Source organism: Streptomyces rhizosphaerihabitans (assembly GCF_025399795.1).
In the GTDB taxonomy this organism is placed as follows: Bacteria; Actinomycetota; Actinomycetes; order Streptomycetales; family Streptomycetaceae; genus Streptomyces; species Streptomyces rhizosphaerihabitans.
The window spans coordinates 185,967-207,785 of record NZ_JAODTZ010000009.1; the positions used below are offsets into that span (position 1 = coordinate 185,967).

Consider the following 21,819-nt stretch of genomic DNA (forward strand, 5'->3'; position numbering starts at 1 on the left):
GGTGTGAATCACGGAGGCGGATCACTGCCCGGGCGCCGTCCGCGGCGGACTACCATCACCCCATGACCCGTGTACTGCTCGCCGAGGACGACGCGTCCATCTCGGAGCCGCTGGCCCGTGCCCTGCGCCGGGAGGGTTACGAGGTCGAAGTCCGCGAGGACGGACCCACCGCGCTCGACGCCGGAATGCAGGGCGGTGTCGACCTGGTCGTCCTGGACCTCGGACTGCCCGGCATGGACGGCCTGGAAGTCGCCCGCAGGCTCCGCGCCGAGGGCCACACCGTGCCCATCCTCATCCTGACCGCGCGCGCCGACGAGGTGGACACCGTCGTCGGCCTCGACGCGGGCGCCGACGACTACGTCACCAAGCCGTTCCGGCTCGCGGAGCTCCTCGCCCGGGTACGGGCGCTGCTCCGGCGCGGCGCGGCCGAGCCCCAGCAGCCGCCCGCCACCCACGGCGTGCGCATCGACGTCGAGTCGCACCGCGCCTGGATGGGCGACGAGGAACTCCAGCTCACGGCCAAGGAGTTCGACCTCCTGCGGGTCCTGGTCCGGGACGCCGGCCGCGTGGTCACCCGCGACCAGCTCATGCGCGAGGTCTGGGACACCACGTGGTGGTCCTCCACCAAGACTCTCGACATGCACATCTCCTGGCTGCGCAAGAAGCTCGGCGACGACGCGGCGAACCCCCGCTACATCGCGACGGTACGAGGGGTCGGCTTCCGCTTCGAGAAGAGCTGAGGCTTCGCCGGACCGGGCGGGCCTTCCGGAATCCCCGGGCCCGACGGTGTCCGGGCCGGCCGAGAACCCCGGAGTCCGCGGTGTGCGGGCCCGCCGGAGGGCTTCGGCCTCTCGGGCGGGGCCGGCCTTCGCGGCAGGTACCCGTCTTCCCGGCAGGTGCCGGTATCGCGGCAGGTACCCGCCACAGCGGAGGCCGCTGCTCCGGCCGGCCCGACGCGGAGCCCCGCGGAAGGTGTCAGGCGGGCTGCGACGGTGAACCCGGCCCGCTGCCCCGCGTGCGGGGCGCGACACGAAGGCCCCGGCTCCGTTCCGGGGCCGCCTGTGCGGGTCTCGGGGCGGGAGGCGACGGAAAACCCGAGCCCCGGCTCGGCACCCTGCTCGGGCCGGCGCGGCGAACGTGCACACTGGTCCCGGTACAGCCATCTGCCCGGAGGGCCCCGTGCGTCGCCGTCTGATCCAGTCCACCCTCGCCGTCGTGCTCGTGGTGATCGCCGTCTTCGGCGTCTCCCTCGTCATCGTCGAGACCCGCACGATCAGCAACAGCGCACAGGAGCGCGTGGACTCCGAGGCGCTGCGCCTGGCCAGCATCGTGGACAGCCGCATCCTCGGCGACGAGAACATCACCGGCACCACGTTCAAGAACCAGGTCACCGACCGGCGCTACGCCGTGATCAGGATTCCGGGCCGCGATCCCATCGAGGTCGGCAGCGAACCCACCGGCGACGTCATCCAGTACACCGCCAGGGGCGAGTCGGGCGAGACGATCACCGTCCAGGAGCCCCGCTCCTCGGTGACCAAGGAAGTCGGCCGTACGCTCCTGGTCATCGGCGCCGTCGCCCTGCTCGCGATCGTCGCCGCCGTCCTCCTCGCCGTACGCCAGGCCAACCGCCTCGCCTCCCCGCTCACCGACCTCGCCGAGACGGCGGAACGGCTGGGATCCGGCGACCCGCGCCCGCGCCACAAGCGGTACGGCGTCCCCGAGCTGGACCGGGTCGCCGACGTCCTGGACGGCAGCGCCGAGCGCATCGCCCGGATGCTCACCGCCGAGCGCCGCCTCGCCGCCGACGCCTCCCACCAGCTCCGGACACCTCTGACGGCGCTCTCCATGCGCCTGGAGGAGATCACCCTCACCGACGACCCCGACACGGTGAAGGAGGAGGCGACGATCGCGCTGACGCAGGTGGAACGACTCACGGACGTGGTCGAGCGCCTGCTCACCAACGCCCGCGACCCGCGGACCGGCTCCGCCGTCTCCTTCGACCTCGACGAGGTCATCAAGCAGCAGCTGGAGGAATGGCGCCCGGCCTACCGCAGCGCCGGCCGCGCGATCGTCAGCTCCGGCAAACGCCATCTGCAGGCGGTGGGCACCCCCGGCGCGGTCGCCCAGGTGCTCGCGGCACTGATCGAGAACTCCCTCATGCACGGCGGCGGCACGGTCGCGCTGCGCACCCGCGTCACCGGCAACCAGGCCGTCGTCGAGGTCACCGACGAGGGCCCCGGCGTTCCCACCGACCTCGGCGCCCGCATCTTCGAGCGCACCATCAGCGGCCGCAACTCCACCGGCATCGGTCTCGCCGTCGCCCGCGACCTCGCGGAGGCCGACGGCGGCCGCCTGGAGATGCTCCAGGCCCAGCCCCCGGTCTTCGGCCTCTTCCTGTCCCGCACCCCGCTGAAGCGGCTCCCGCGGCTCCCGGAGGACGACGACGAGCGGACGGTCAGGTAGGGAGGGCCCGCCCGCTCAGTTCACGCGGGCCCGCGGGCGTCGCGCCTCGGGCTCGGCGTCCTCGTCCAGGAACGATTCGGCACTGGACACCGCCTCCCGGGCCGGAAGCGCCCGGAACACCCAGGTGCGGTACGACCAGAAGCGGAAGAGGGTCGCGACGGCGATGCCGAGGAACTTGAAGACGTTGCTCTGCAGCGGGCTGTCCCAGCCGAAGCCGTACGTCGCCGCGTACAGCACACCGTTCTCGATGACCAGTCCCACCAGGCTGAACAGCAGGAAGAGCGTCAGCTCCTTGGTGCGGCCACCCTTGTCGCGGTCACGGTAGGTGAAGTAGCGGAACCCGATGTAGTTGAAGACGATCGAGACGACCGTAGCGATGACACTGGCCCGCACGACCTGCAGGCCCGTGAGGTGACGTACGAGGTTGAACACGATCAGGTTGACGAGCAGCCCCGCACCACCCACCGCGCCGAACTTGGCGACCTCACGAAAGAGCAGGTCGAAGCGGCGGCGAACCGCGCTGCGAGGCCCCACTTGAGGCCCCGATGAAGCACTGCCCATGGTGTCGCCAGCCCCCGTCGGTGGGTCATGTCGTCTGCTGCGTCGGTGGAAGTCGGTGGAATACGCCAACCAGCCCATGCTAACCAGCGCCCCTGCGCAGTGCCTGTGCATGAGCTCACAGGTAAGAAAAGACGCAGTCACCAGCAGGGAAAATCGGGCGTATCGCCGCGGAAACCGGCCATCGTGGCGCGGCCGATACTCTTGGAGCGTGACGTTCCCGGTAGTCGGCATGGTCGGCGGGGGTCAGCTCGCTCGTATGACACACGAGGCGGGCATCCCGCTCGGCATCAAGTTCAAGCTCCTCAGTGACACTCCCCAGGATTCCGCGGCGCAGGTCGTCGGTGATGTCGTCGTCGGCGACTACCGCGACCTCGACACGCTGCGTGACTTCGCGCGGGGCTGTGACGTGATCACCTTCGATCACGAACACGTCCCGACCGAGCACCTGCGGGCCCTGGAGGCGGACGGCATTCCCGTCCGCCCCGGCCCGGACGCGCTCGTGCACGCCCAGGACAAGGGCGTGATGCGCGCGAAGCTCGACGAGATCGGTGTGCCGTGCCCGCGGCACCGCATCGTGACCGATGTCGAGGACGTCGCCGCGTTCGCGGCGGAGGGCCTCGCCGAAGGGGCCGAGGGCGACGGTTTCCCGATCATCCTGAAGACCGTCCGCGGCGGCTACGACGGCAAGGGCGTCTGGTTCGTCCGCTCCCTGGAGGAGGCCGCCGACCCGTTCCGCGCGGGCGTCCCCGTCCTCGCCGAGGAGAAGGTCGACTTCGCACGGGAGCTCGCGGCGAACGTCGTCCGCTCCCCGCACGGCCAGGCCGTCGCGTACCCCGTCGTCGAGTCCCAGCAGGTCGACGGCGTCTGCGACACCGTGATCGCCCCGGCGCCCGGCATCGCCGAGGAGCTGGCCCTGGAGGCACAGGAACTGGCGCTGCGCATCGCCAAGGAGCTCGGCGTCGTCGGGCACCTGGCCGTCGAGCTCTTCGAGACCCACGACGGACGCATCCTCGTCAACGAACTGGCCATGCGCCCGCACAACTCGGGCCACTGGACCCAGGACGGCGCGATCACCTCCCAGTTCGCCAACCACGTCCGCGCGGTCCTCGACCTCCCGCTCGGGGACCCGCGTCCGCGCGCCAGGTGGACGGTCATGGCGAACGTCCTCGGCGGCGACTACCCCGACATGTACTCCGCGTACCTGCACTGCATGGCACGCGACCCGCAACTGAAGATCCACATGTACGGCAAGGACGTGAAGCCCGGCCGTAAGGTCGGCCACGTCAACACCTACGGCGACGACCTGGACGACGTCCTCGATCGCGCCCGGCACGCAGCCGGTTACCTGAGAGGCACGATCACAGAATGAGCCCCGTTGTAGGCATCGTCATGGGTTCGGACTCCGACTGGCCGGTCATGGAGGCCGCGGCCCAGGCGCTGGACGAGTTCGAGATCCCCTACGAGGTGGATGTCGTCTCCGCGCACCGCATGCCGCACGAGATGATCGCGTACGGCGAGCAGGCCGCGGAGCGCGGCCTCAAGGCGATCATCGCGGGCGCCGGCGGCGCGGCCCATCTGCCGGGGATGCTGGCGTCCGTCACCCCGCTGCCCGTCATCGGTGTGCCCGTCCCGCTCAAGTACCTCGACGGCATGGACTCGCTGCTCTCCATCGTGCAGATGCCGGCCGGTGTGCCCGTCGCGACCGTCTCCGTCGCCGGCGCCCGCAACGCCGGTCTGCTGGCCGCCCGGATGCTCGCCGCCCACGACGAGGAACTCCTCGGCCGGATGCGGGAGTTCCAGCAGGAGCTGAACGACCAGGCCACCGAGAAGGGCAAGCGGCTGCGCGCCAAGGTCGAGGGCGCCGCCGGCGGCTTCGGCTTCGGGAAGTGACGCGGATGTCCTCTCCCTCCTCGTCCTCCCTGCCCTCGCTCGACCGTGCCCGCGCCCTGCTCGACGAGTTCCCCGTCGTCGACGGGCACAACGACCTGCCCTACGCTCTGCGCGAGCAGGTCCGCTACGACCTCGACGCCCGTGACATCGCCGTCGACCAGAGCGCCCACCTGCACACGGACCTGGCCCGGCTGCGGGCCGGCGGCGTCGGCGCCCAGTACTGGTCGGTGTACGTCCGCTCGGACCTGCCCGGCGCGCTCACCGCGACGCTCGAACAGATCGACTGCGTAAAGCAGTTGATCGGCCGTCACCCGACGGACCTGCGTGCCGCGCTGACCGCCGCCGACATGGAGGCGGCGCGCGCCGAGGGCCGTATCGCCTCCCTCATGGGTGCGGAGGGCGGTCACTCGATCGACAACTCCCTCGCCGCCCTGCGCGGGCTGTACGCGCTCGGCGTCCGTTACATGACCCTCACCCACAACGACAACATCGCGTGGGCGGACTCGGCGACGGACGTTCCCGTGGTGGGCGGCCTGTCGTCCTTCGGCCGTGAGGTCGTACGGGAGATGAACCGCGAGGGCATGCTCGTGGACCTCTCGCATGTGGCCGCGACGACCATGCGCGACGCGCTCGACACCTCCGTCGCGCCGGTGATCTTCTCCCACTCCTCGGCGCGCGCGGTGTGCGACCACCCGCGCAACATCCCGGACGACGTGCTGGAGCGGCTGCCCGCCAACGGGGGAGTGGCGATGGTGACGTTCGTGCCGAAGTTCGTCCTCCAGGCGGCGGTCGACTGGACGGCCGCGGCCGACGAGAACATGCGGGCGAACGGCTTCCACCACCTCGACACCACCGCCGAGGGCATGAAGATCCACCGTGCCTTCGAGGAGGACAACCCGCGCCCCATCGCCACGGTGTCGACGGTCGCCGACCACCTCGACCACATGCGCGAGGTCGCCGGCATCGACCACCTCGGCATCGGCGGCGACTACGACGGCACGGCGTTCACCCCGGACGGGCTGGACGACGTCTCCGGCTATCCGAACCTGATCGCCGAACTCCTCGACCGCGGCTGGTCGTCCACGGACGTGGCCAAGCTGACCTGGCAGAACTCCGTGCGCGTGCTGGGCGCGGCGGAGGACGTGGCCCGCGACCTCCAGTCCCGTCGAGCGCCGTCGAACGCGACGCTGGAGCACTTGGACTGCTGACGGCCTACAGCCGACGGCTTACGGCTTACGGAGCTTCGGGCTTCAGGGCTTCCGAAGGCGTCCGGGCTGACTGCCCGGGCGCCTTCGACGTGCGCCCGGGATCGGCGCCGGGTAGCTTCGGGCCCGCGCCCGCTCCGACCGTACGGGCGCTCCGGGCACCCCGAACGGAGCTCATCACCCGCGGCTGGTCCGCGTCCGACCTCGCCCTGCTCACCTGGGGCAACGCCCAACGCGTCCTGCGCGGCGCGGACTTCACGGCCCGCGCGGCCCAGCAGTGCCGGCAGCCGTCCTCCGCGAGGATCGCCGATCCGGACGGCCGACCGCCGCCGGTGACGCCGCGGGAGCGGGCCGGTCCGGCGGAGGCGCAGGCGATCCTCCCTCGGGTGCGCTCAGCCGGCGCAGAGACAGAACGGGTGCCCCGCCGGGTCGGCGTACACCCGGAACGTACGCGCCCTGTCCTCGGTGTCCAGCGGCGTCGCGCCGAGCGCCAGCACCCCCTTCTCCGCCACGTCCAGGTCCTCGACCTTCAGGTCCAGATGGAACTGCTGCGAGCCGTCGGGCGAGGGCCATCGCGGCGGTACGTGTCCGGGGGCGGCCTGGAACGCCAGCTGCTGACCGCCGGGCACCTCCAGGTCGATCCAGTCGGCCTGGTCCGTGACGGTGCCGCCGAGCACTCCGGCGTAGAACTCGGCCAGCGCGCGCGGGTCGGGACAGTCCAGGACGACGACGTCCAGTTTGGCGAGAGCCATGACTTCCTCCGTGGGATCTCCAGCGACACCGATGAACGGTGAGTTACCTGTAAACCGCTTCAAGAAGTAACGGTTACTGCATGCTCCCGCATAAGAGGTAACGTCGCAAGCATGAATGACCGAGCGCCCGCACCCGGCGGTCTGGCCCTGATCCAGGACCTGGTGAACACCCTGGACATCGAGTCGGGCGCCGACTCCCTGGACACGGCCGAGGGGCTGGCGCGCTTCGGCCTGGCGGCGGGCGAGGCGGAGGGGGCGCGCGAACTGCGCGAGTCGCTGCGGGCGGTGTGCCTGGCGCACGCGGGCCATCCGGCACACCGGAAGGTGGCCCCCCTCGGGGAACTCCTCGCCCGCGCTCCCCTGCGCGTGACGGTCGACGAGGACGGCGGTGCCGCGCGCCTGGTCCCCGCCACCGGGGGGACCTCCCGCGTCTCCTGGGCGGCCTCTCCGTCCTCGCCGGCGCCCCTGGCCTTCCGGGTCGCCGCCGCTGTCGCCGAGTCGCTGGTCGAGGGCACATGGCCGCGACTGAAGGCGTGCGAGGCCCCCACCTGTCATTGGGCGTACTACGACCGCTCGCCGGCGGGACGCGGCCGCTGGTGCTCGATGTCGGTGTGCGGGGCGCGGGCCAAGATGCGCCGTTACCGCGCCAAGTAGGCGTCGGCCGCGGAAGGCCTGGCGGGACGCCGGACCGGGGACCTGACCGGAGCGGACCTGAAAGCCGCAGGAAAGGCGTACCGAAGGTCGTACCGAAGGTGCACCGAAAAGGAGCCGAAGGCGCCCCGGAGGCGCATCGAAAGGCGCCCCGGAGTCCCGGCCGGGAGCCGGACCGGCGGCAGGGCGGGAAAGCCGGACGAAGTCCGGAGGTCTCCGGCCACCGCACAGCGAAGTGGTGCAGAATGCAACCGACGCCGGTCCGGCCGACTGAGCCTCGGCCGGACCGGCGTCGTCCGCGACAGACCCCGACGGGCGCCCTGAAGGCGCCCGTCGGCGTTGGTCTCAGGCGGTGGGCCGCCCCATCGCCCGGTACGTCCAGCCGGCCCGGCGCCACGTCTCCGGGTCCAGCGCGTTCCGCCCGTCCAGCAGCACCCGGGACGTGGCCGCCTCGCCCAGCACCGCCGGGTCCAGCTCGCGGAACTCGCGCCACTCCGTCAGGTGCAGGACGACATCGGCGCCCCGGACGGCCTCCACGGCCGTGTCGGCGTACCCGAGCGTCGGGAAGAGCCGCTTGGCGTTCGCCATGCCCTTCGGGTCGTAGACGGTGACCTGGCCGCCCTGGAGGTGGATCTGCCCGGCGACGTTCAGGGCCGGGGAGTCGCGTACGTCGTCCGAGTCGGGCTTGAAGGTCGCGCCGAGCACGGCGACCCGCTTGCCGAGGAACGAGCCGCCGCCGAGCGCCTCGCGGGCCATCTCCACCATCTGACCGCGGCGCCGCATGTTGATGGTGTCGACCTCGCGCAGGAAGGTCAGCGCCTGGTCGGCGCCCAGCTCACCGGCGCGCGCCATGAAGGCGCGGATGTCCTTGGGCAGACAGCCGCCGCCGAAGCCGATCCCGGCACGCAGGAACTTCTTCCCGATCCGCTCGTCGTGCCCTATGGCTTCGGCCAGCTTGGCCACGTCACCGTCGGCGGCCTCGCACACCTCGGCCATGGCGTTGATGAAGGAGATCTTGGTGGCGAGGAAGGAGTTCGCGGAGGTCTTCACCAGTTCGGCGGTCGGGAAGTCGGTCACGACGAAGGGCGAGCCGTCGGCGACCGGCGTCACGTAGACCTCGCGCAGCAGCTTCTCGGCGCGCTCGCTGCGTACGCCCACCACGATCCGGTCGGGGTGCAGCGTGTCGTTCACCGCGAAGCCCTCACGCAGGAACTCCGGGTTCCAGGCCAGCTCGGCGTCCTCACCGGCGGGCGCGAGCTCGGCGAGCCGGACGGCCAGCCGCGCCGCCGAGCCGACCGGCACGGTGGACTTGCCGACGACGAGCGCAGGACCGCGCAGATGCGGCGCCAGCGACTCGAAGGCCGCGTCGACGTACGACATGTCGCAGGCGTACTCGCCGTGCTTCTGGGGCGTGTTCACGCAGACGAAGTGGACGTCGCCGAAGGCTCCGACCTCGGCCCAGTCCATGGTGAAGCGGAGCCGGCCCGTGGAGCCCTCGATCCCGGCCACGTGCTTGCGCAGCAGCTCTTCGAGACCGGGCTCGAACATCGGGACCTCGCCCCGCTGGAGCATCTCGATCTTCTCCGGCACCACGTCGAGCCCGAGGACCTCGAAGCCGAGCTCGGCCATGGCCGCGGCGTGGGTGGCGCCGAGGTAGCCGGTGCCGATCACGGTGATCTTGAGGGCCATGGGTGCTCCTGAGGTGTGCGGCGTCGGTGCGCGCCCGAGCATAGTCGGGGCGTGGGGGAGCGCTTTCACGGGCGGTTTTTCCCCCTGTCGCCAAGCTCACGTATCCGTCTGGCGGGCAGGCCCTTAAAATTTGTGTTACTTAACGGTAGTTAGCGCAGCCAGCACAGCATCACTTGGAGCGTGAGAGACCTTGGCCGGATCGGCTGATTTCGACCTGTACCGCCCGTCCGAGGAGCACGACATGCTCCGGGACGCGATCCGTTCGCTGGCCGAGGCGAAGATCGCGCCGTACGCAGCAGCGGTTGACGAGGAGGCCCGCTTCCCGCAGGAGGCGCTGGACGCCCTGGTCGCCAGCGATCTGCACGCGGTGCACGTCCCCGAGGAGTACGGCGGCGCGGGCGCCGACGCCCTCGCGACGGTCATCGTGATCGAGGAGGTGGCCCGCGTCTGCGTGTCCTCCTCCCTGATCCCCGCGGTGAACAAGCTGGGCTCGCTGCCGGTGATCCTCTCCGGCTCCGAGGAGCTGAAGAAGAAGTACCTGGGCCCGCTCGCCAAGGGCGACGGAATGTTCTCGTACTGCCTCTCCGAGCCGGACGCCGGTTCGGACGCGGCCGGCATGAAGACGAAGGCCGTCCGCGACGGCGACTTCTGGGTCCTGAACGGCGTCAAGCGCTGGATCACCAACGCGGGCGTCTCCGAGTACTACACGGTCATGGCGGTGACCGACCCGACGAAGCGCTCCAAGGGCATCAGCGCGTTCGTCGTCGAGAAGTCCGACGAGGGCGTCTCCTTCGGCGCCCCGGAGCGCAAGCTCGGTATCAAGGGCAGCCCGACCCGCGAGGTCTACCTCGACAACGTCCGCATCCCCGCCGACCGCATGATCGGCGCGGAGGGCACCGGCTTCGCGACCGCCATGAAGACGCTGGACCACACCCGCGTCACCATCGCGGCCCAGGCCCTCGGTGTCGCCCAGGGCGCCCTCGACTACGCCAAGGGCTATGTCCAGGAGCGCAAGCAGTTCGGCAAGCCGATCGCCGACTTCCAGGGCATCCAGTTCATGCTCGCCGACATGGCCATGAAGATCGAGGCCGCCCGCCAGCTGACGTACGCGGCCGCCGCCAAGTCGGAGCGCGGCGACAAGGACCTGACTTTCCAGGGCGCCGCCGCCAAGTGCTTCGCCTCGGACGTCGCCATGGAGGTCACCACGGACGCCGTCCAGCTCCTCGGCGGCTACGGCTACACCCGCGACTACCCGGTGGAGCGCATGATGCGCGACGCGAAGATCACTCAGATTTACGAAGGCACGAACCAGGTCCAGCGCATCGTGATGGCGCGCAACCTGCCGTAGTACGCCACCCGCCGGCAGCGGATCTCCGGCAGTCGTCGTCGGGTCGCCGGCAGGATTCGCAGGCAGTCGTCGGCCCGCCGGTATCTTCCGATGCCGGTGATCCGGGGTCGTCGGGTCACCGGGAGATCGTCGGCGGGTCGGCAGCGGGTCGGCAGCGGGTCGGCAGCGGATCGCCGGCGGATCGCCGGCAGAGGTGAGAGGCACGGGTGCGTGCCTCTCACCTTTCGCTTTTCCGGCTGTGGCCCGCCCCGCTCCGACCCGCTGTGCACCGGGCCGCCGCACGGCATCGGCGTGAGTCAGCCCTTCCTCATCCGCACCCAGGAGAGGCCGAAACCGTAGGCGCTGTCCATCTGCTCCTGGACCGACCGCCGCAGGGTGCCGGTGAACCAGCGGACCTCACGGCCGACCACGAGGCCGCCCTCCTCGGGCGTGGCCAGGGCGATGGCGCAGCCCGTGGCCCCCTCGGGGGAGTCGTCGAGGGCGATGCGGAAACCGCCGGACGGGGCGGTCACGGTGGCCGTGGCACCCAGGCTCCGGAAATCCACGGCGCCGCTGTACACGTAGACGTGGAAGAGCAGTTGCCGGAAGAGTTCGCGCCGCTCCAGGTCCACCCGGACCGTCTCCCCGTCCGAGGAGGCCCCGGTGCGGTCGTCCTGGTCGAGTTCCATGTACGGCCACCGCGTCAGTGAACCGAAGTTGTTTCCCAGCGGCTGTACGGCCGCGGCCGTGCCGTCCGTGAACGCGGCCATGCAGCCGAGGTCGAGGTCGGCCCCGGTTCCCGGCGGCCGGTTGAGGTTCACCTGAAGGACGCCGCGCCCCGTGATGCGGGCCTGCGGTGCCGACCTGGTCAGCACCGTGTCGGCGCGCCCGGCGGGAAGTCGCCGCACTTCACGGGGCGTCGGCGCCGCTCGCTGCGGGCCGGTCCGGGGCTGGGTGCCGGGCGCGGGCCGCAGGCGGATGGTCGCTCGTGGACGTTCGTCGTTGCTCAATTGTTCCCCCTCGCGCCGCCGTTGGGGAGAGTGGCGGGTGTCGGGAGTTTATGCGCGGAGCGTGTCGACTGGAGTACTCTCTGTGCCCTCGGTCGCGCGTCTGGTGCGTGTGAACCGGCGGGGGCGCGGGGGCACGTGACACGGGTGGGGATCCATGGTCGCCGTCAACGCATCCCCGCGTCCGTCGCGTTGTGGGGGTGGGCATGCCGTCAGGCGCCCTGATGGACCGTCATGTGATCGCACAGAGCATCAAGGATCTCGCGGAGCGGCCGGCGCTCGGAACCCGGAAGGAAGAGCTGACCGCCCTCGCGGCGGCGCTCCGGGACCAGGACGTCACCGCGCTCGACCCCTGGTCCGAACTCGACCTCCTCACCGCCTACGCCCGTCCCGAGAGCCTCCGGACTGCCGGGGGTCAGGGCGGGGAACGCGTGGTCTGGTCCTACGCCGAAGGGGTGCTGGGCGCGCTGGTCTTCGTGCCGCTGATGCTCACCTGGTACGGACTGACCCGGGCGTCGAGTGCGTACGGAGCGCTGACCGGCGCTGATCCGAAGGCCGCCTCCCGGCCCTTCCTCCAGTTGTGGCAGTCCGGTTTCGAGGGGCACCTCACCGGCGCCTTCACCTTCGGCCATGTGGCGATGAGCGCCACCGTCGCCATCGCGGTGCTCTTCGCCCTGGTGCTCGTGCACGGTCTGCGGCGGTCCGCCGTCGCCCGCCGGGAGGAGGACGCCGACCGCGGTTCCGAGGAGCTGATGGCGGCGCTCGTCCCGGCGCTGACCCGCGCCCAGCTCGTGCTGAACCAGCAGCGGTCGAGTTCCCCGCAGCGCTTCGCGGCCGAGCTCACCGAGTCCGCCGCGACGCTCAGGCGGCTCGGCGACAAGGCGGTCCGGGTCCAGAAGGAGCTGACGGCGGCGGCCTCGACGGTCGGCGAGGCGGTGCAGGGCGCGGAACGCGCGCTGGCCGGGGTCGACACCTCCGTCAAGCCCCTGGAGATCGCGGTGGGGCGTGTCGAGGCCGCCGTCAGCGACGGCGGGGCGCAGGTCCGCAAGGCGCTCGACGACGTGCGCGAGGCGAGCGGTGAGGTGCGGCTCGCCGTGCACGGCGCCGGCGACCGTGTCGAGGACTCCGTCACCGTGCTGGCCGCGTCCCAGCGTGCCTACACCACCGGCATCGAGGTTGCTTCGGACATCTCCGCCCAACTCCTCGGCCGATTCGGTGAGGTGGCGGAGGGGACGGCCCTCGCGGTCGAGGAGTCCCAGCACGCGGTGCGTGAACTGAACGCCCAGAGCGGTGCGTTGCGGGCGGTCGCCGACGAGTTCGCCCGGCTGGTGGCCGAGTTGAGGGCGGGCGGCCCCGCGCACTTCGGCCCTCCGGGCCACGCGGACCGGGCGGGGCAGGCAGGCCAGGCGGGGGCCTGGTCGGCCGGTGGCCAGACCCACGGGCATGTCCGATCCCCCGACGCGGGCCGGGCCTCCTCCGCCGACGCGGGCCACGCTCCCTCGGACCGGTTCGGGTCGCCGGTGGAGCAGGCCGACGCTCCCGTCGGCCGATTCGGGCCCCCCTCCGGTGACCCGGGCCACCCCGGCCCTTCGCGACCCGACCCCCGTCGTCAGCCCCCGCCGCTGCCTCCCGCGCCCCTGACCGAGGCCCGATGAGTCCGATGAAGCGCGGTGGAAGGTTCCAGCCGCTGCACATGGCGGGCTGGCTGTTCGCGGACATGCTGCTCGTCCTCGCCCTGGTGGCCATGGGGGACCAGGGCGACCCGCAGGCCGCCGACCGACGCCCAGCCGCTTCGGCCGCCTCTTCGGCCGCCGGAAAGCAGTCCCGGCACACCGGCCCGCGGGCGGTGGTCCGCACACCGGTCAAGGTGGCCGTCGACGCGCCCGAGGGCGACGACGAAGGCATCGTCCGCGCACTGCGCGGGGCGACCGCGCGCTACCAGGGCCGACGCGCCGCCTTCGTGCTGACCTTCGGACGTCACACCGACCCGGGCGCCGGGGGCCGCTATGCCCACGAGGTCAACGCCCTGCTGGAGAAGGCCCGTCCGGACATGTTCCGCGCCGCCACCACCCGCGACTTCTGGAAGGGCGGAGCCTTTCCGGGCCACGCCGACATCGAGATCTACTTCTACACGTACTGACCCGGAGGTACGAGACCTTGCAGATCCTGCCCTTCTACCTGCTGTGCGACGAGTCCGGGTCGATGATCGGAGAGCCGATCGACGCCATCAACGGCGCGCTCCCGGACCTGCACCACGAGATCAGCACCAATCCGACCGTCGCCGACAAGACCCGCTTCTGCCTCATCGGCTTCTCCGACACCGCCACCGTGCTGCAACCGCTCGTCGACCTCAGCGACATCGACTCGGTCCCCGCGCTCGCCGCGGGCGGGCTCACCTCGTACGGCGACGCGTTCCGTACCCTGCTGCGCTGCGTCGAGGCCGATGTGGCGGGGCTGAAGGCGGAGGGCCACGAGGTGTACCGCCCCGTCGTCTTCTTCCTCTCCGACGGCATTCCCACCGACCCGGACTGGGACCAGGCGTACAAGGAGATCACCCAGTCACGGTTCTGCCCGAAGATCATCGCCTTCGGTATCGGCGAGGCGCAGGAGTCGACGATCGCGCGCGTCGCCAATTTCCGGGCGTTCATGCAGCAGGACTCCTCGGTGTCACCGGCTCAGGCACTGCGCGAATTCGCCTCCAGCCTCACGCGGTCGATCGTCCGGTCCGCCGGGAGCATCGGCGCGGACGGCGGAAACGGGTTCACGCTGGCCGTGGACGACACCGTGCCCGGCTTCTCCATCGTCTCTCTCGACAAGTTGTGAGGTCGCACCGATGGGGAACGACATGAACGCCACCGGACCGTCCCGGACCAGCCCACGCAACCCCGACATGCGCAACCCCGACATGTGCGAGCACGACATGCGCGAGCCCGAGGTATGGGAGCCGGACGGGAGCCAGGCACATGGGAGCCAGGCACATGGGAATCCGGCACATGGGAATCCGGCACATGGGAGCCAGGCGCACGCGGGCCAGGCGGACGTGCGGCAACCGGACGTGCGGCAACCGGACGTGCGGCAGACGGAGTTCCGCTGGCCCGACGCGCAGCAGCCCGACCCGCTGGACGCGACCTGGCAGAGCGTCGACCAGGTCTTCAAGGACCAGCCGGAGCCCGACACGGCCGTCACCGCGCCCGCACCCGTATCGGTGTCCGAGGGGTCCGCCACGCGAGGCGGGCCCGTCCCGACGCTCGGCGCGCCGTTCCACTCCGGCCCCAAGCCACCGCTGTACGCGCCGGAGCCCAGGGAGCTTCCCTCGGTGCGGCAGGACCCGACCGCGGCGCTGACGCCCGACATGGTGGTGGACGGTGCCGGGTACGGCGCTCTGACGGTGCGGGCGGCGTCCGTGCGCGGCGACTCGCACCGCTATCAGGGCGAGCCGCGCCAGGACTCCCTGGCCGTGGTGCGCCTCGGGGCGCCCGGCGCCGACGGGTTGCTGATGCTCGCGGTGGCGGACGGCGTGGGATCGGCGGCCCGTTCGCACATCGGCTCCCAGGAGGCCTGCCGGCTCGCCGCGATGGAGCTGGACAGCGTGTCCGCGGATCTCTCCGAGACCCTGCGCGCGGGCGACGAGACCGGGTTCGCCGTACTGGTGGACATCGCGGTGGGCCGGACCGCGACCCTGCTCGCGCACCGCGCCCGCGAGCACGGCGACGACCCGGCCGCGTACGCCACCACCCTGCGTGCCCTGCTCGTCCCGCTCGACCCGCGCGTGCGCACCCGCGGCTTCCTGGCCGTCGGCGACGGCGGCACGGCGCTGTTGCGCGCCGGCGAGTGGAACCTGTCCCTCACGGACCCCGAGCACGACGGCGACGGAATGATCGACACCCGCACCGCCGCCCTGCCGCACGGGCACCGCGCCCGCGCCTGTCTCCTCGCCCCGGCCCTGCCCGGCGACGTCCTCGTGCTGTGCACGGACGGCCTGTCCACGCCGCTGGCCGGGGACGCCGGGATGCGGGACTTCCTGGGGTCCGGGTGGGGGAAGGGGGCCGCGCCGGCACCGGCCGACTTCCTGTGGCAGTTGCAGTACCGGGTGAAGTCGTACGACGACGACCGCACCGCCGTCGTCCTGTGGGAGGCCGTGCCGTGAGCGCCGACGACGGCGCCGACGTGTCCCTCGGCTCGCTCACCCCCGGAGTGCGCGTCGGCGACGGCGGCCAGGGCGAGGTGTTCGAGGTCGCCGGCCCCGGCCGGCTGCTGTACAAGAGCTATCGCGAGCCGGGGAAGGCCGACGGCCGGGAACTCGCGGCACTCGTCGCCCTGCGCCAGGGGCTCGCCCCGGCCGACCGGGACCGGCTGGACCGGGAGGCGGCGTGGCCGCTGTGCCGGGTCATGGACGGCGGCAGGGCGACGGGCTTCCTGATGCGCCGCGCGCCGGACTCGATGACCTGGCGGACCTCGCGCGGCGAGGCCCGGCTGACCGACCTGTCCTATCTGCTCCGGGCGCCGAGGCCGGCCTGGCAGGCCGTCGCGCAGCCCTCGCCGGCCGAGCGGTACGCGCTGGTGGTCGGCTTCCTCGGGCTCTTCCGCTCGCTGCACACCCTGGGGCTGGTCGTCGGTGACGTGTCCCATGCGAACGTGCTGTGGACCGTCCGGCCCGGACCCGCCCCGTATCTCCTGGACTGCGACGGCGTACGCATGGCCGGCCGGCCCCCGGTCCTGGAACAGGCGGACACCCCCGACTGGCAGGACCCGCTGGCCGCCGCCGGCACCGCCACGGTGGACAGCGACCGCTACAAGGCGGCGCTGGTGGTGGGCCGTGTCCTGAGCCAGGACGCGTATGTGGCCCCCGGCAAGCCTCTGGAGCCGTTGTCCGGAGTCCTCGACGACCGGCGGGCCGACACGGTCCGCGCGCTGTGGGAGCAGGCCTCCGGTCCCCGCGGCAGCCGTCCCCACCTGGCCCAGTGGTGCACCGCCCTGGCGGGCCGCGACACCATCCGCCTCATGGCCGCGGAACCGGCCCCGAGGCCCGTCGTCGACCGTTCCAAATTCGACGGTCCCCGTACGCGGGGCCGCATCACCCTGCGCAACTGACCCACCGACACCGGCCGGACGGCGGTGTCGGTGGGTCAGCCGGCCGACGACCCCATGTGACAGTGGGCCGGCCGAACGGCAACGGCGTGTGGAGACGGGTCAGTTGCCCGACACCGTGACCGTCTGGTCGTTCTTGAGCTCGTTCACCAGCGTCTTCATCTTCGCCTCGTCCCAGACGAGGTTGCCGCCGGAGGAACCGGAGATCGGCATGTTCATGGACTTGCCGTCGCCGCCGGTGACGCCCTTCATGGCCCAGAACATGTCGGCCAGGTCCCACAGGCTCATGTCCTTGTCGACGACCAGCGAGTCGAGGCCCGCGCCCATCGTCGGGTAGAGCTTGAAGGGGTTCAGGACCGTGGACGGGGTGGCGACCTGGTGGGCCAGGGCGGCCAGGAACTTCTGCTGGTTCTTGGTGCGCTGCAGGTCCGAGGCGGCGAAGGCGTGCCGGGTACGGACGAAGGCGAGGGCCTGTTCGCCGTTCAGCGTCTGCTTGCCGGCCTTGAAGTCGGCGCCGGAGTACTTGTCCTTGAAGCCCTGGTCGAGGTTCATCTCGACACCGCCGACCGCGTCGACGATGCCCGCGAACCCGGCGAAGCCGATCTCCACGTAGTGGTCGATGTGCAGGCCGGTCTTGGCCTCGATCGTGCGGACCAGCAGGGTCGGCCCGTCCTTGGCGTACGCCGCGTTCAGTTTCACGTGCTGGCTCGAGGCCGGGTAGGTCTTGCCGGACTCGGAGCCCTTGAACGTCGGTATCACCACGTCCGAGTCACGCGGCAGCGACAACAGCGTGGAGCCGTTGCTGCCGGTGTGCAGGATCATCATCGAGTCGGTGCGCTTGCCCTCGGCGGAGCCGGTGTGCAGCTTCTTCTTGTCCTCGGAGGTCAGGCCGGCGCGGCTGTCGGAACCGACGATCAGATAGTTCGTTCCCTCGCCGGTCTCCGGCCGGTCTATGACCTTGGAGAGATCCACGTCACGGTGGAGCTTGGAGTCCGCCCAGAAGTACGTGCCGACGGAGACCACGACCAGCGCGGTGACCAGCGTGATCGCGGTCCACTTGATCCGGCGCCGCCAGTTCGGCGCGGGGCGCTGCGGGTACGCGCCGCCACCGCCCGGGCCCTGCGGACCACCGGGTCCGTTGGGGTTCCCGTACACCTGGCCGGTGTTGTAGCCGTTGTCGTACCCGTTGTCGTAGCCCTGACCGTCGACGTACGAGGGCTGTCGGGGCACACCGCCGCCGTACGGCGGCGCGTCCTGGCCCGGAGCGGGTGCGGCCGGCCCACGGCGGACCTGTCGCATGACGCGGGCGCTCTCAGGCTGTGCGCCTGCGCTGCCGCGTCCGTAGCGGTTGCCGCCGTTGCTGCGGTTGTCGTCGGGCCACCCGCCCCCGCCCTCGGACTCGCTCGGACGGGAGGTGCCCCCAGGCCAATCGTTCATGCCGACCAGTGTGCAGCTCTCCACCATGTGTCTTACAAGAGAGCCGGGAGATCTGGGTCACGCCTGTTGCAGAGCTGATGCAAAGCGGTGGTCGCGCGCCCCGGCATAAGGTGGAGGACATGACAGACCAGGCTCCCAACCCGGAATCAGATATACCGGGCAAGCCGACCTCAGCGTCCCGGACCACACTCAGCCACATCATGACCCACAACGACACGAACCTTCTGGGCTCCGTGCACGGTGGAGTGATCATGAAGCTGGTCGACGACGCGGCGGGCGCGGTGGCCGGGCGGCACTCCGGCGGACCCGCCGTGACCGCCTCGATGGACGAGATGGCCTTCCTGGAGCCCGTCCGCGTCGGTGACCTGGTCCATGTGAAGGCCCAGGTCAACTGGACCGGACGTACCTCGATGGAGGTCGGTGTCCGGGTCCTCGCCGAGCGCTGGAACGAGTCGACGCCGCCCCAGCAGGTCGGCTCGGCCTATCTCGTCTTCGCCGCCGTCGACGCCGACGGCAAGCCCCGCAGGGTCCCGCCGGTCATCGCCGAGACCGAGCGCGACGAGCGCCGCTACCAGGAGGCGCAGATCCGCCGCACCCACCGGCTGGCCCGCCGCCGCGCGATCATGGAACTCCGCGAGAAGCGCGCCGCGGAAGGCCTCGACGACTAAGGGCTGTCCCGTAATCCCCGGTGGATCAGCGCGCGGCGTCAGATGCTGGGGGCCCCTCCCACGCCTTTCGGGCTGTGGGGGAGCATCGCAAGGCGGAGGGTCGTCCTCATACTGGGCGTATTCGGGCGATCCGACAACGCGGCGTGGGGGTCCCCCCTGCTCGAAGAGCTTGGGGGAGTGCCGTAGCTGTCGTCGTGCGCCCGCCGGGGATTACGGGACAGCCCTTAGGTGCGGACGAGATGACGAGGCCGGTCCCGGCCGGGCCTCCTCGGGTCAGGGACAGACGACCTGGTCTCCCGTCACCACCCCGGACTCCCCCTGAGAGGGATCATCCGCCCGTACCCGCGTGACCTGCTTGAAGTTCGCACCGGCGGTCACCTTCAGCAGCGGTCCCTGCCCGGGGACCACGCGCAGCTCGGAGCCGGGCAGCGCGGCCGCGAGCGACTTCGCCGAGCGGTCCCAGCGGGGGTCGTACGCGACGACGGTGCGCCGGACCGTGCGGTCCGCGGCCGTCGCGGGCCGGCCCGTCGTCCGGAAACCGGTGGCGGCGAGCGCGCCGTCGACCCGCTTGCCGAGACCCACGGTGGCCGTCCCGTTCTCGACCTGGACCCGGATCTGCTGCGGGGCCACCGCGACCCGGACGGCCCCCGGCCGCGGGGCCCGGGGCGCCGAGAGCGGCTCGTCGTCGCGCAGCGCCTCGAAGAGCTTCCTGGACTTCGGCTCGTCCCATTTCAGGGTCGAGCCGATGCCCTTGACGACATAGGCCATCTGCCCGATCGGCACGGTCGTGAACTCGGACGAGGACGGGGAGAAGTTCCGCATCGCCCGGCCAAGATCCAGCAGCTCGTCCGTGCCGAAGCCCTTGTCGGCCCGTACCGAGCCCAGCACCGCCCGTGTCACGTCACGGAACTTCATCGGGTTCAGCAGTACCCCGGACGACGTGGCCTGGCCGACGAGCGCCGCCAGGAAGCGCTGCTGGCGCTTCATCCGGCCGAGGTCGGAGGAGCCGTCGGTGTGCCGGGACCGTACGTACTGAAGGGCCTGTCCGCCGCCCAGCAGATGCGAGCCGGCCGTCAGGTCGAGGCCGGTGTACCTGTCCTTCAGCGGCTGCGCGATGCAGACACGGACGCCGCCGAGCACGTCCACCGTCTTCATGAAACTGGTGAAGTCGACCTCCAGATAGTGGTCGATCTTCACGTGGGTCATGTTCTCGACGGTCCGCACGGTCAGGGTCGGGCCGCCCTCCGCGTACGCCGCGTTCAGTTTGAGGGGGTGGGCGCCGTGCCGTTCGCCGGTGACCGCGTCGGTGTGCGCGGGTGCCTCGGCGTAGGAGTCGCGCGGCAGGCTGACGATGCTGGCGCGCTCCCGGTCCTCCGAGATGTGCACGATCATGACCGTGTCGGTGCAGTGGCAGGGCGCGCCGCCGAGCCGGTACTTCCGCCGGTCCGCCTCGGTGATCTTCTCCCGGCCGTCGGTGCCGACCAGCAGCAGGTTCATGCCGTGGCCGGCCTCGGGCCTGTTCTTCATGTCCTTGAACGGGTCGACCCGGGCGATGTCCGCGTCCAGGCTGTTCAGCACCGCGTGCCCGATGCCCGCCGAGGCGAGGACCACCACGGAGACGGTGGTCACCGCCCGCATGGCCCAGCGCGGCTTCTTGCGCCGCACGGGGCGCACAGGGCGCACGGGGCGGCCGTCGGACCGTCGGCCGGGACGCCGTGCGGGAGGCGGCTGCGGGAGGCGCTGAGGGCGGACGGGGGAGCGGGGCGGTGTGGGCAAGAGGGACACCTCCGCGAGGCTGGACGGGGGAGGGATGCGTTCCGCGGGGCCGGCCGGAGCCGCGTTCCGCTCGGCGTGGGGATCCGTGAGCACGGTAGGCCCATACGATCTGCGGCCCGGTCCTTACGCCGGGCGGCGCGCGACCGTGTCCCCCGTTCGCGGTAACGTGAGCTCCGATGAGCGAGAAGCCTGACGTGCGGTCCCCCGCCGTTTCTGTGATCATGCCCGTCCTCAACGAGGAGCGGCATCTGCGCGGGGCCGTCCAAGCGATCCTGGCCCAGCGGTACGACGGCGAGATGGAGGTCGTGATCGCCATCGGTCCCTCCACGGACCGGACGGACGAGATCGCCGCCGAACTCGTCCGTGAGGACCCGAGGGTCCACACCGTGCCGAACCCGACCGGCCGGACGCCCGCGGCGCTGAACGCCGCGATCAAGGCGTCCCGGCACCCTGTCGTCGTGCGCGTCGACGGGCACGGCATCCTCTCCCCGAACTACATCGCCAACGCCGTACGGCTCCTGGAGGAGACCGGCGCGCAGAACGTCGGCGGCATCATGCACGCCGAGGGCGAGAACGACTGGGAGCACGCCGTCGCCGCCGCCATGACGTCGAAGATCGGCGTGGGCAACGCGGCCTTCCACACCGGTGGTGAGGCGGGCCCGGCCGAGACCGTGTATCTCGGGGTGTTCCGGCGCGAGGCCCTGGAGCGGCAGGGCGGCTACAACGAGGAGTTCATCCGCGCCCAGGACTGGGAGCTGAACTTCCGGATCCGGGAGGCGGGCGGACTCATCTGGTTCTCGCCCGAGCTGAAGGTGTCCTACCGGCCGCGGCCGTCCGTCAAGGCGCTCGCCAAGCAGTACAAGGACTACGGCCGCTGGCGGCACGTCGTCGCCCGCTACCACGAGGGCTCCATCAACCTGCGCTACCTCGCCCCGCCGACCGCTGTCTGCGCGATCGTGGCGGGTGTGGTGGTCGGTGCGGTGCTGACGCCCTGGGGTTTCGTCGTCCCGGCCGGCTATCTCGCGGCGATAGGGATCGGCTCGCTGCCCGCGGGCAAGGGACTGCCGGCGAAGGCCCGGCTCCAGATCCCGGTCGCCCTCGCGACGATGCACATGTCGTGGGGCTGGGGCTTCCTCACCAGCCCGAAGGCGCTGGCCAGGAAGGTCATCGCGTCCCGGCGTCCCGCGGTCCTCAGCGGCTCCGACTGAGCCCGTCCGGCTGCGGATGAGTCCGCTTCCGGATCCGACTGGGCGCGTTCATGCATGAGTTGGGCCCCTCTCGACTTCGAGAGGGGCCCAACTGCCG

At 71.4% G+C, this 21,819-nt stretch carries 20 protein-coding genes and 1 pseudogene; 15 read left to right on the plus strand and 6 right to left on the minus strand.

Translation table 11 applies throughout. The features are described 5' to 3' along the window. The first annotated feature begins 62 nt into the window (after positions 1 to 62). Both N4G66_RS12100 and N4G66_RS12105 read left to right on the plus strand, forming a co-directional pair. Positions 63 to 740, plus strand: coding sequence for a response regulator transcription factor (locus tag N4G66_RS12100; RefSeq protein ID WP_018566970.1), 678 nt, complete (start codon positions 63 to 65; stop codon positions 738 to 740). Between the two features lie 439 nt (positions 741 to 1,179). Next, positions 1,180 to 2,463, plus strand: coding sequence for an ATP-binding protein (locus N4G66_RS12105; RefSeq protein WP_261704031.1), 1,284 nt, complete (start codon positions 1,180 to 1,182; stop codon positions 2,461 to 2,463). 15 nt (positions 2,464 to 2,478) lie between these two features. Here N4G66_RS12105 and N4G66_RS12110 read toward each other — a convergent pair whose 3' ends face one another. Beyond that, complete coding sequence (locus N4G66_RS12110; protein ID WP_261704032.1) at positions 2,479 to 3,024, minus strand: GtrA family protein; 546 nt, start codon at positions 3,022 to 3,024, stop codon at positions 2,479 to 2,481. A 208-nt stretch (positions 3,025 to 3,232) separates the two neighbouring features. Between N4G66_RS12110 and N4G66_RS12115 the strand changes: the two genes are divergently transcribed. The 4 genes and pseudogenes from N4G66_RS12115 to N4G66_RS12130 form a co-directional block, all read left to right on the plus strand. Then, complete coding sequence (locus tag N4G66_RS12115) at positions 3,233 to 4,393, plus strand: 5-(carboxyamino)imidazole ribonucleotide synthase (protein ID WP_391858799.1); 1,161 nt, start codon at positions 3,233 to 3,235, stop codon at positions 4,391 to 4,393. Continuing rightward, positions 4,390 to 4,914, plus strand: a complete 525-nt coding sequence (gene purE / locus N4G66_RS12120) for a 5-(carboxyamino)imidazole ribonucleotide mutase (RefSeq protein WP_261704033.1) — start codon at positions 4,390 to 4,392, stop codon at positions 4,912 to 4,914. Before N4G66_RS12115 ends, purE begins: the two co-directional genes overlap by 4 nt. 5 nt (positions 4,915 to 4,919) lie before the next feature. Continuing rightward, positions 4,920 to 6,122 (plus strand): dipeptidase, encoded by a 1,203-nt coding sequence (locus tag N4G66_RS12125; protein WP_261704034.1) that lies wholly within the window; start codon positions 4,920 to 4,922, stop codon positions 6,120 to 6,122. A 167-nt stretch (positions 6,123 to 6,289) separates the two neighbouring features. Continuing rightward, a pseudogene (locus tag N4G66_RS12130) lies at positions 6,290 to 6,439 on the plus strand (membrane dipeptidase); the annotation flags it as partial. Between the two features lie 72 nt (positions 6,440 to 6,511). Here N4G66_RS12130 and N4G66_RS12135 read toward each other — a convergent pair. After that, positions 6,512 to 6,871 carry a VOC family protein gene (locus tag N4G66_RS12135; protein ID WP_261704035.1) on the minus strand — a complete coding sequence of 120 codons (360 nt, stop codon included), beginning with the start codon at positions 6,869 to 6,871 and terminating at the stop codon, positions 6,512 to 6,514. 111 nt (positions 6,872 to 6,982) lie between these two features. Here N4G66_RS12135 and N4G66_RS12140 point away from each other — a divergent pair, with 111 nt between their 5' ends. Continuing rightward, positions 6,983 to 7,525 carry a CGNR zinc finger domain-containing protein gene (locus tag N4G66_RS12140; RefSeq protein ID WP_261704036.1) on the plus strand — a complete coding sequence of 181 codons (543 nt, stop codon included), beginning with the start codon at positions 6,983 to 6,985 and terminating at the stop codon, positions 7,523 to 7,525. A 342-nt stretch (positions 7,526 to 7,867) separates the two neighbouring features. On the opposite strand, the gene N4G66_RS12145 is transcribed toward N4G66_RS12140, so the two are convergent. Next, positions 7,868 to 9,211, minus strand: coding sequence for a UDP-glucose dehydrogenase family protein (locus N4G66_RS12145; RefSeq protein WP_261704037.1), 1,344 nt, complete (start codon positions 9,209 to 9,211; stop codon positions 7,868 to 7,870). Between the two features lie 190 nt (positions 9,212 to 9,401). Between N4G66_RS12145 and N4G66_RS12150 the strand changes: the two genes are divergently transcribed. Beyond that, a complete protein-coding gene (locus N4G66_RS12150) occupies positions 9,402 to 10,559 on the plus strand; it encodes an acyl-CoA dehydrogenase family protein (protein WP_261704038.1) in 1,158 nt (385 codons plus the stop codon). Between the two features lie 296 nt (positions 10,560 to 10,855). On the opposite strand, the gene N4G66_RS12155 is transcribed toward N4G66_RS12150, so the two are convergent. Further along, entirely contained in the window at positions 10,856 to 11,548 is a 693-nt protein-coding gene (locus tag N4G66_RS12155) for a tellurium resistance protein (protein ID WP_261704039.1), read from the minus strand. A gap of 203 nt (positions 11,549 to 11,751) precedes the next feature. Here N4G66_RS12155 and N4G66_RS12160 point away from each other — a divergent pair, with 203 nt between their 5' ends. From N4G66_RS12160 to N4G66_RS12180, 5 genes are read left to right on the plus strand one after another with little or no spacing between them, the layout of a single operon-like run. Then, positions 11,752 to 13,200, plus strand: coding sequence for a methyl-accepting chemotaxis protein (locus N4G66_RS12160; protein ID WP_261704040.1), 1,449 nt, complete (start codon positions 11,752 to 11,754; stop codon positions 13,198 to 13,200). Next, a complete protein-coding gene (locus N4G66_RS12165; RefSeq protein ID WP_261704041.1) occupies positions 13,197 to 13,685 on the plus strand; it encodes a hypothetical protein in 489 nt (162 codons plus the stop codon). The genes N4G66_RS12160 and N4G66_RS12165 overlap by 4 nt, the downstream gene beginning before the upstream one ends. Positions 13,686 to 13,702: 17 nt before the next feature. Further along, positions 13,703 to 14,368 carry a vWA domain-containing protein gene (locus tag N4G66_RS12170; RefSeq protein WP_261704042.1) on the plus strand — a complete coding sequence of 222 codons (666 nt, stop codon included), beginning with the start codon at positions 13,703 to 13,705 and terminating at the stop codon, positions 14,366 to 14,368. Between the two features lie 10 nt (positions 14,369 to 14,378). Next, positions 14,379 to 15,692, plus strand: a complete 1,314-nt coding sequence (locus N4G66_RS12175; RefSeq protein WP_261704043.1) for a protein phosphatase 2C domain-containing protein — start codon at positions 14,379 to 14,381, stop codon at positions 15,690 to 15,692. After that, positions 15,689 to 16,636 carry a hypothetical protein gene (locus N4G66_RS12180; RefSeq protein WP_261704044.1) on the plus strand — a complete coding sequence of 316 codons (948 nt, stop codon included), beginning with the start codon at positions 15,689 to 15,691 and terminating at the stop codon, positions 16,634 to 16,636. The genes N4G66_RS12175 and N4G66_RS12180 overlap by 4 nt, the downstream gene beginning before the upstream one ends. Positions 16,637 to 16,735: 99 nt before the next feature. Here N4G66_RS12180 and N4G66_RS12185 read toward each other — a convergent pair whose 3' ends face one another. Further along, positions 16,736 to 18,070 (minus strand): LCP family protein, encoded by a 1,335-nt coding sequence (locus N4G66_RS12185; RefSeq protein WP_391858800.1) that lies wholly within the window; start codon positions 18,068 to 18,070, stop codon positions 16,736 to 16,738. A 77-nt stretch (positions 18,071 to 18,147) separates the two neighbouring features. Here N4G66_RS12185 and N4G66_RS12190 point away from each other — a divergent pair, with 77 nt between their 5' ends. After that, positions 18,148 to 18,738: an acyl-CoA thioesterase gene (locus N4G66_RS12190; protein WP_391858801.1), complete on the plus strand. Its 591-nt coding sequence runs from the start codon at positions 18,148 to 18,150 to the stop codon at positions 18,736 to 18,738. Between the two features lie 273 nt (positions 18,739 to 19,011). On the opposite strand, the gene N4G66_RS12195 is transcribed toward N4G66_RS12190, so the two are convergent. Next, complete coding sequence (locus tag N4G66_RS12195; RefSeq protein WP_449343313.1) at positions 19,012 to 20,514, minus strand: LCP family protein; 1,503 nt, start codon at positions 20,512 to 20,514, stop codon at positions 19,012 to 19,014. Between the two features lie 176 nt (positions 20,515 to 20,690). On the opposite strand from N4G66_RS12195, the gene N4G66_RS12200 reads away from it, so the two are divergent. Continuing rightward, positions 20,691 to 21,722 (plus strand): glycosyltransferase family 2 protein, encoded by a 1,032-nt coding sequence (locus N4G66_RS12200; protein WP_261704046.1) that lies wholly within the window; start codon positions 20,691 to 20,693, stop codon positions 21,720 to 21,722. Positions 21,723 to 21,819: the final 97 nt, after the last annotated feature.

Bases quoted from the DNA above. Each gene is read 5' to 3' on its own strand.
- N4G66_RS12160 (WP_261704040.1), top strand. From the start codon at position 11,752: ATGCCGTCAGGCGCCCTGATGGACCGTCATGTGATCGCACAGAGCATC.
- N4G66_RS12100 (WP_018566970.1), top strand. From the start codon at position 63: ATGACCCGTGTACTGCTCGCCGAGGACGACGCGTCCATCTCGGAGCCG.
- N4G66_RS12185 (WP_391858800.1), bottom strand. From the start codon at position 18,070: ATGAACGATTGGCCTGGGGGCACCTCCCGTCCGAGCGAGTCCGAGGGC.
- N4G66_RS12125 (WP_261704034.1), top strand. From the start codon at position 4,920: ATGTCCTCTCCCTCCTCGTCCTCCCTGCCCTCGCTCGACCGTGCCCGC.
- N4G66_RS12190 (WP_391858801.1), top strand. From the start codon at position 18,148: ATGCAAAGCGGTGGTCGCGCGCCCCGGCATAAGGTGGAGGACATGACA.
- N4G66_RS12175 (WP_261704043.1), top strand. From the start codon at position 14,379: ATGGGGAACGACATGAACGCCACCGGACCGTCCCGGACCAGCCCACGC.
- N4G66_RS12165 (WP_261704041.1), top strand. From the start codon at position 13,197: ATGAGTCCGATGAAGCGCGGTGGAAGGTTCCAGCCGCTGCACATGGCG.
- purE (WP_261704033.1), top strand. From the start codon at position 4,390: ATGAGCCCCGTTGTAGGCATCGTCATGGGTTCGGACTCCGACTGGCCG.
- N4G66_RS12140 (WP_261704036.1), top strand. From the start codon at position 6,983: ATGAATGACCGAGCGCCCGCACCCGGCGGTCTGGCCCTGATCCAGGAC.
- N4G66_RS12135 (WP_261704035.1), bottom strand. From the start codon at position 6,871: ATGGCTCTCGCCAAACTGGACGTCGTCGTCCTGGACTGTCCCGACCCG.
- N4G66_RS12200 (WP_261704046.1), top strand. From the start codon at position 20,691: ATGAGCGAGAAGCCTGACGTGCGGTCCCCCGCCGTTTCTGTGATCATG.
- N4G66_RS12110 (WP_261704032.1), bottom strand. From the start codon at position 3,024: ATGGGCAGTGCTTCATCGGGGCCTCAAGTGGGGCCTCGCAGCGCGGTT.
- N4G66_RS12145 (WP_261704037.1), bottom strand. From the start codon at position 9,211: ATGGCCCTCAAGATCACCGTGATCGGCACCGGCTACCTCGGCGCCACC.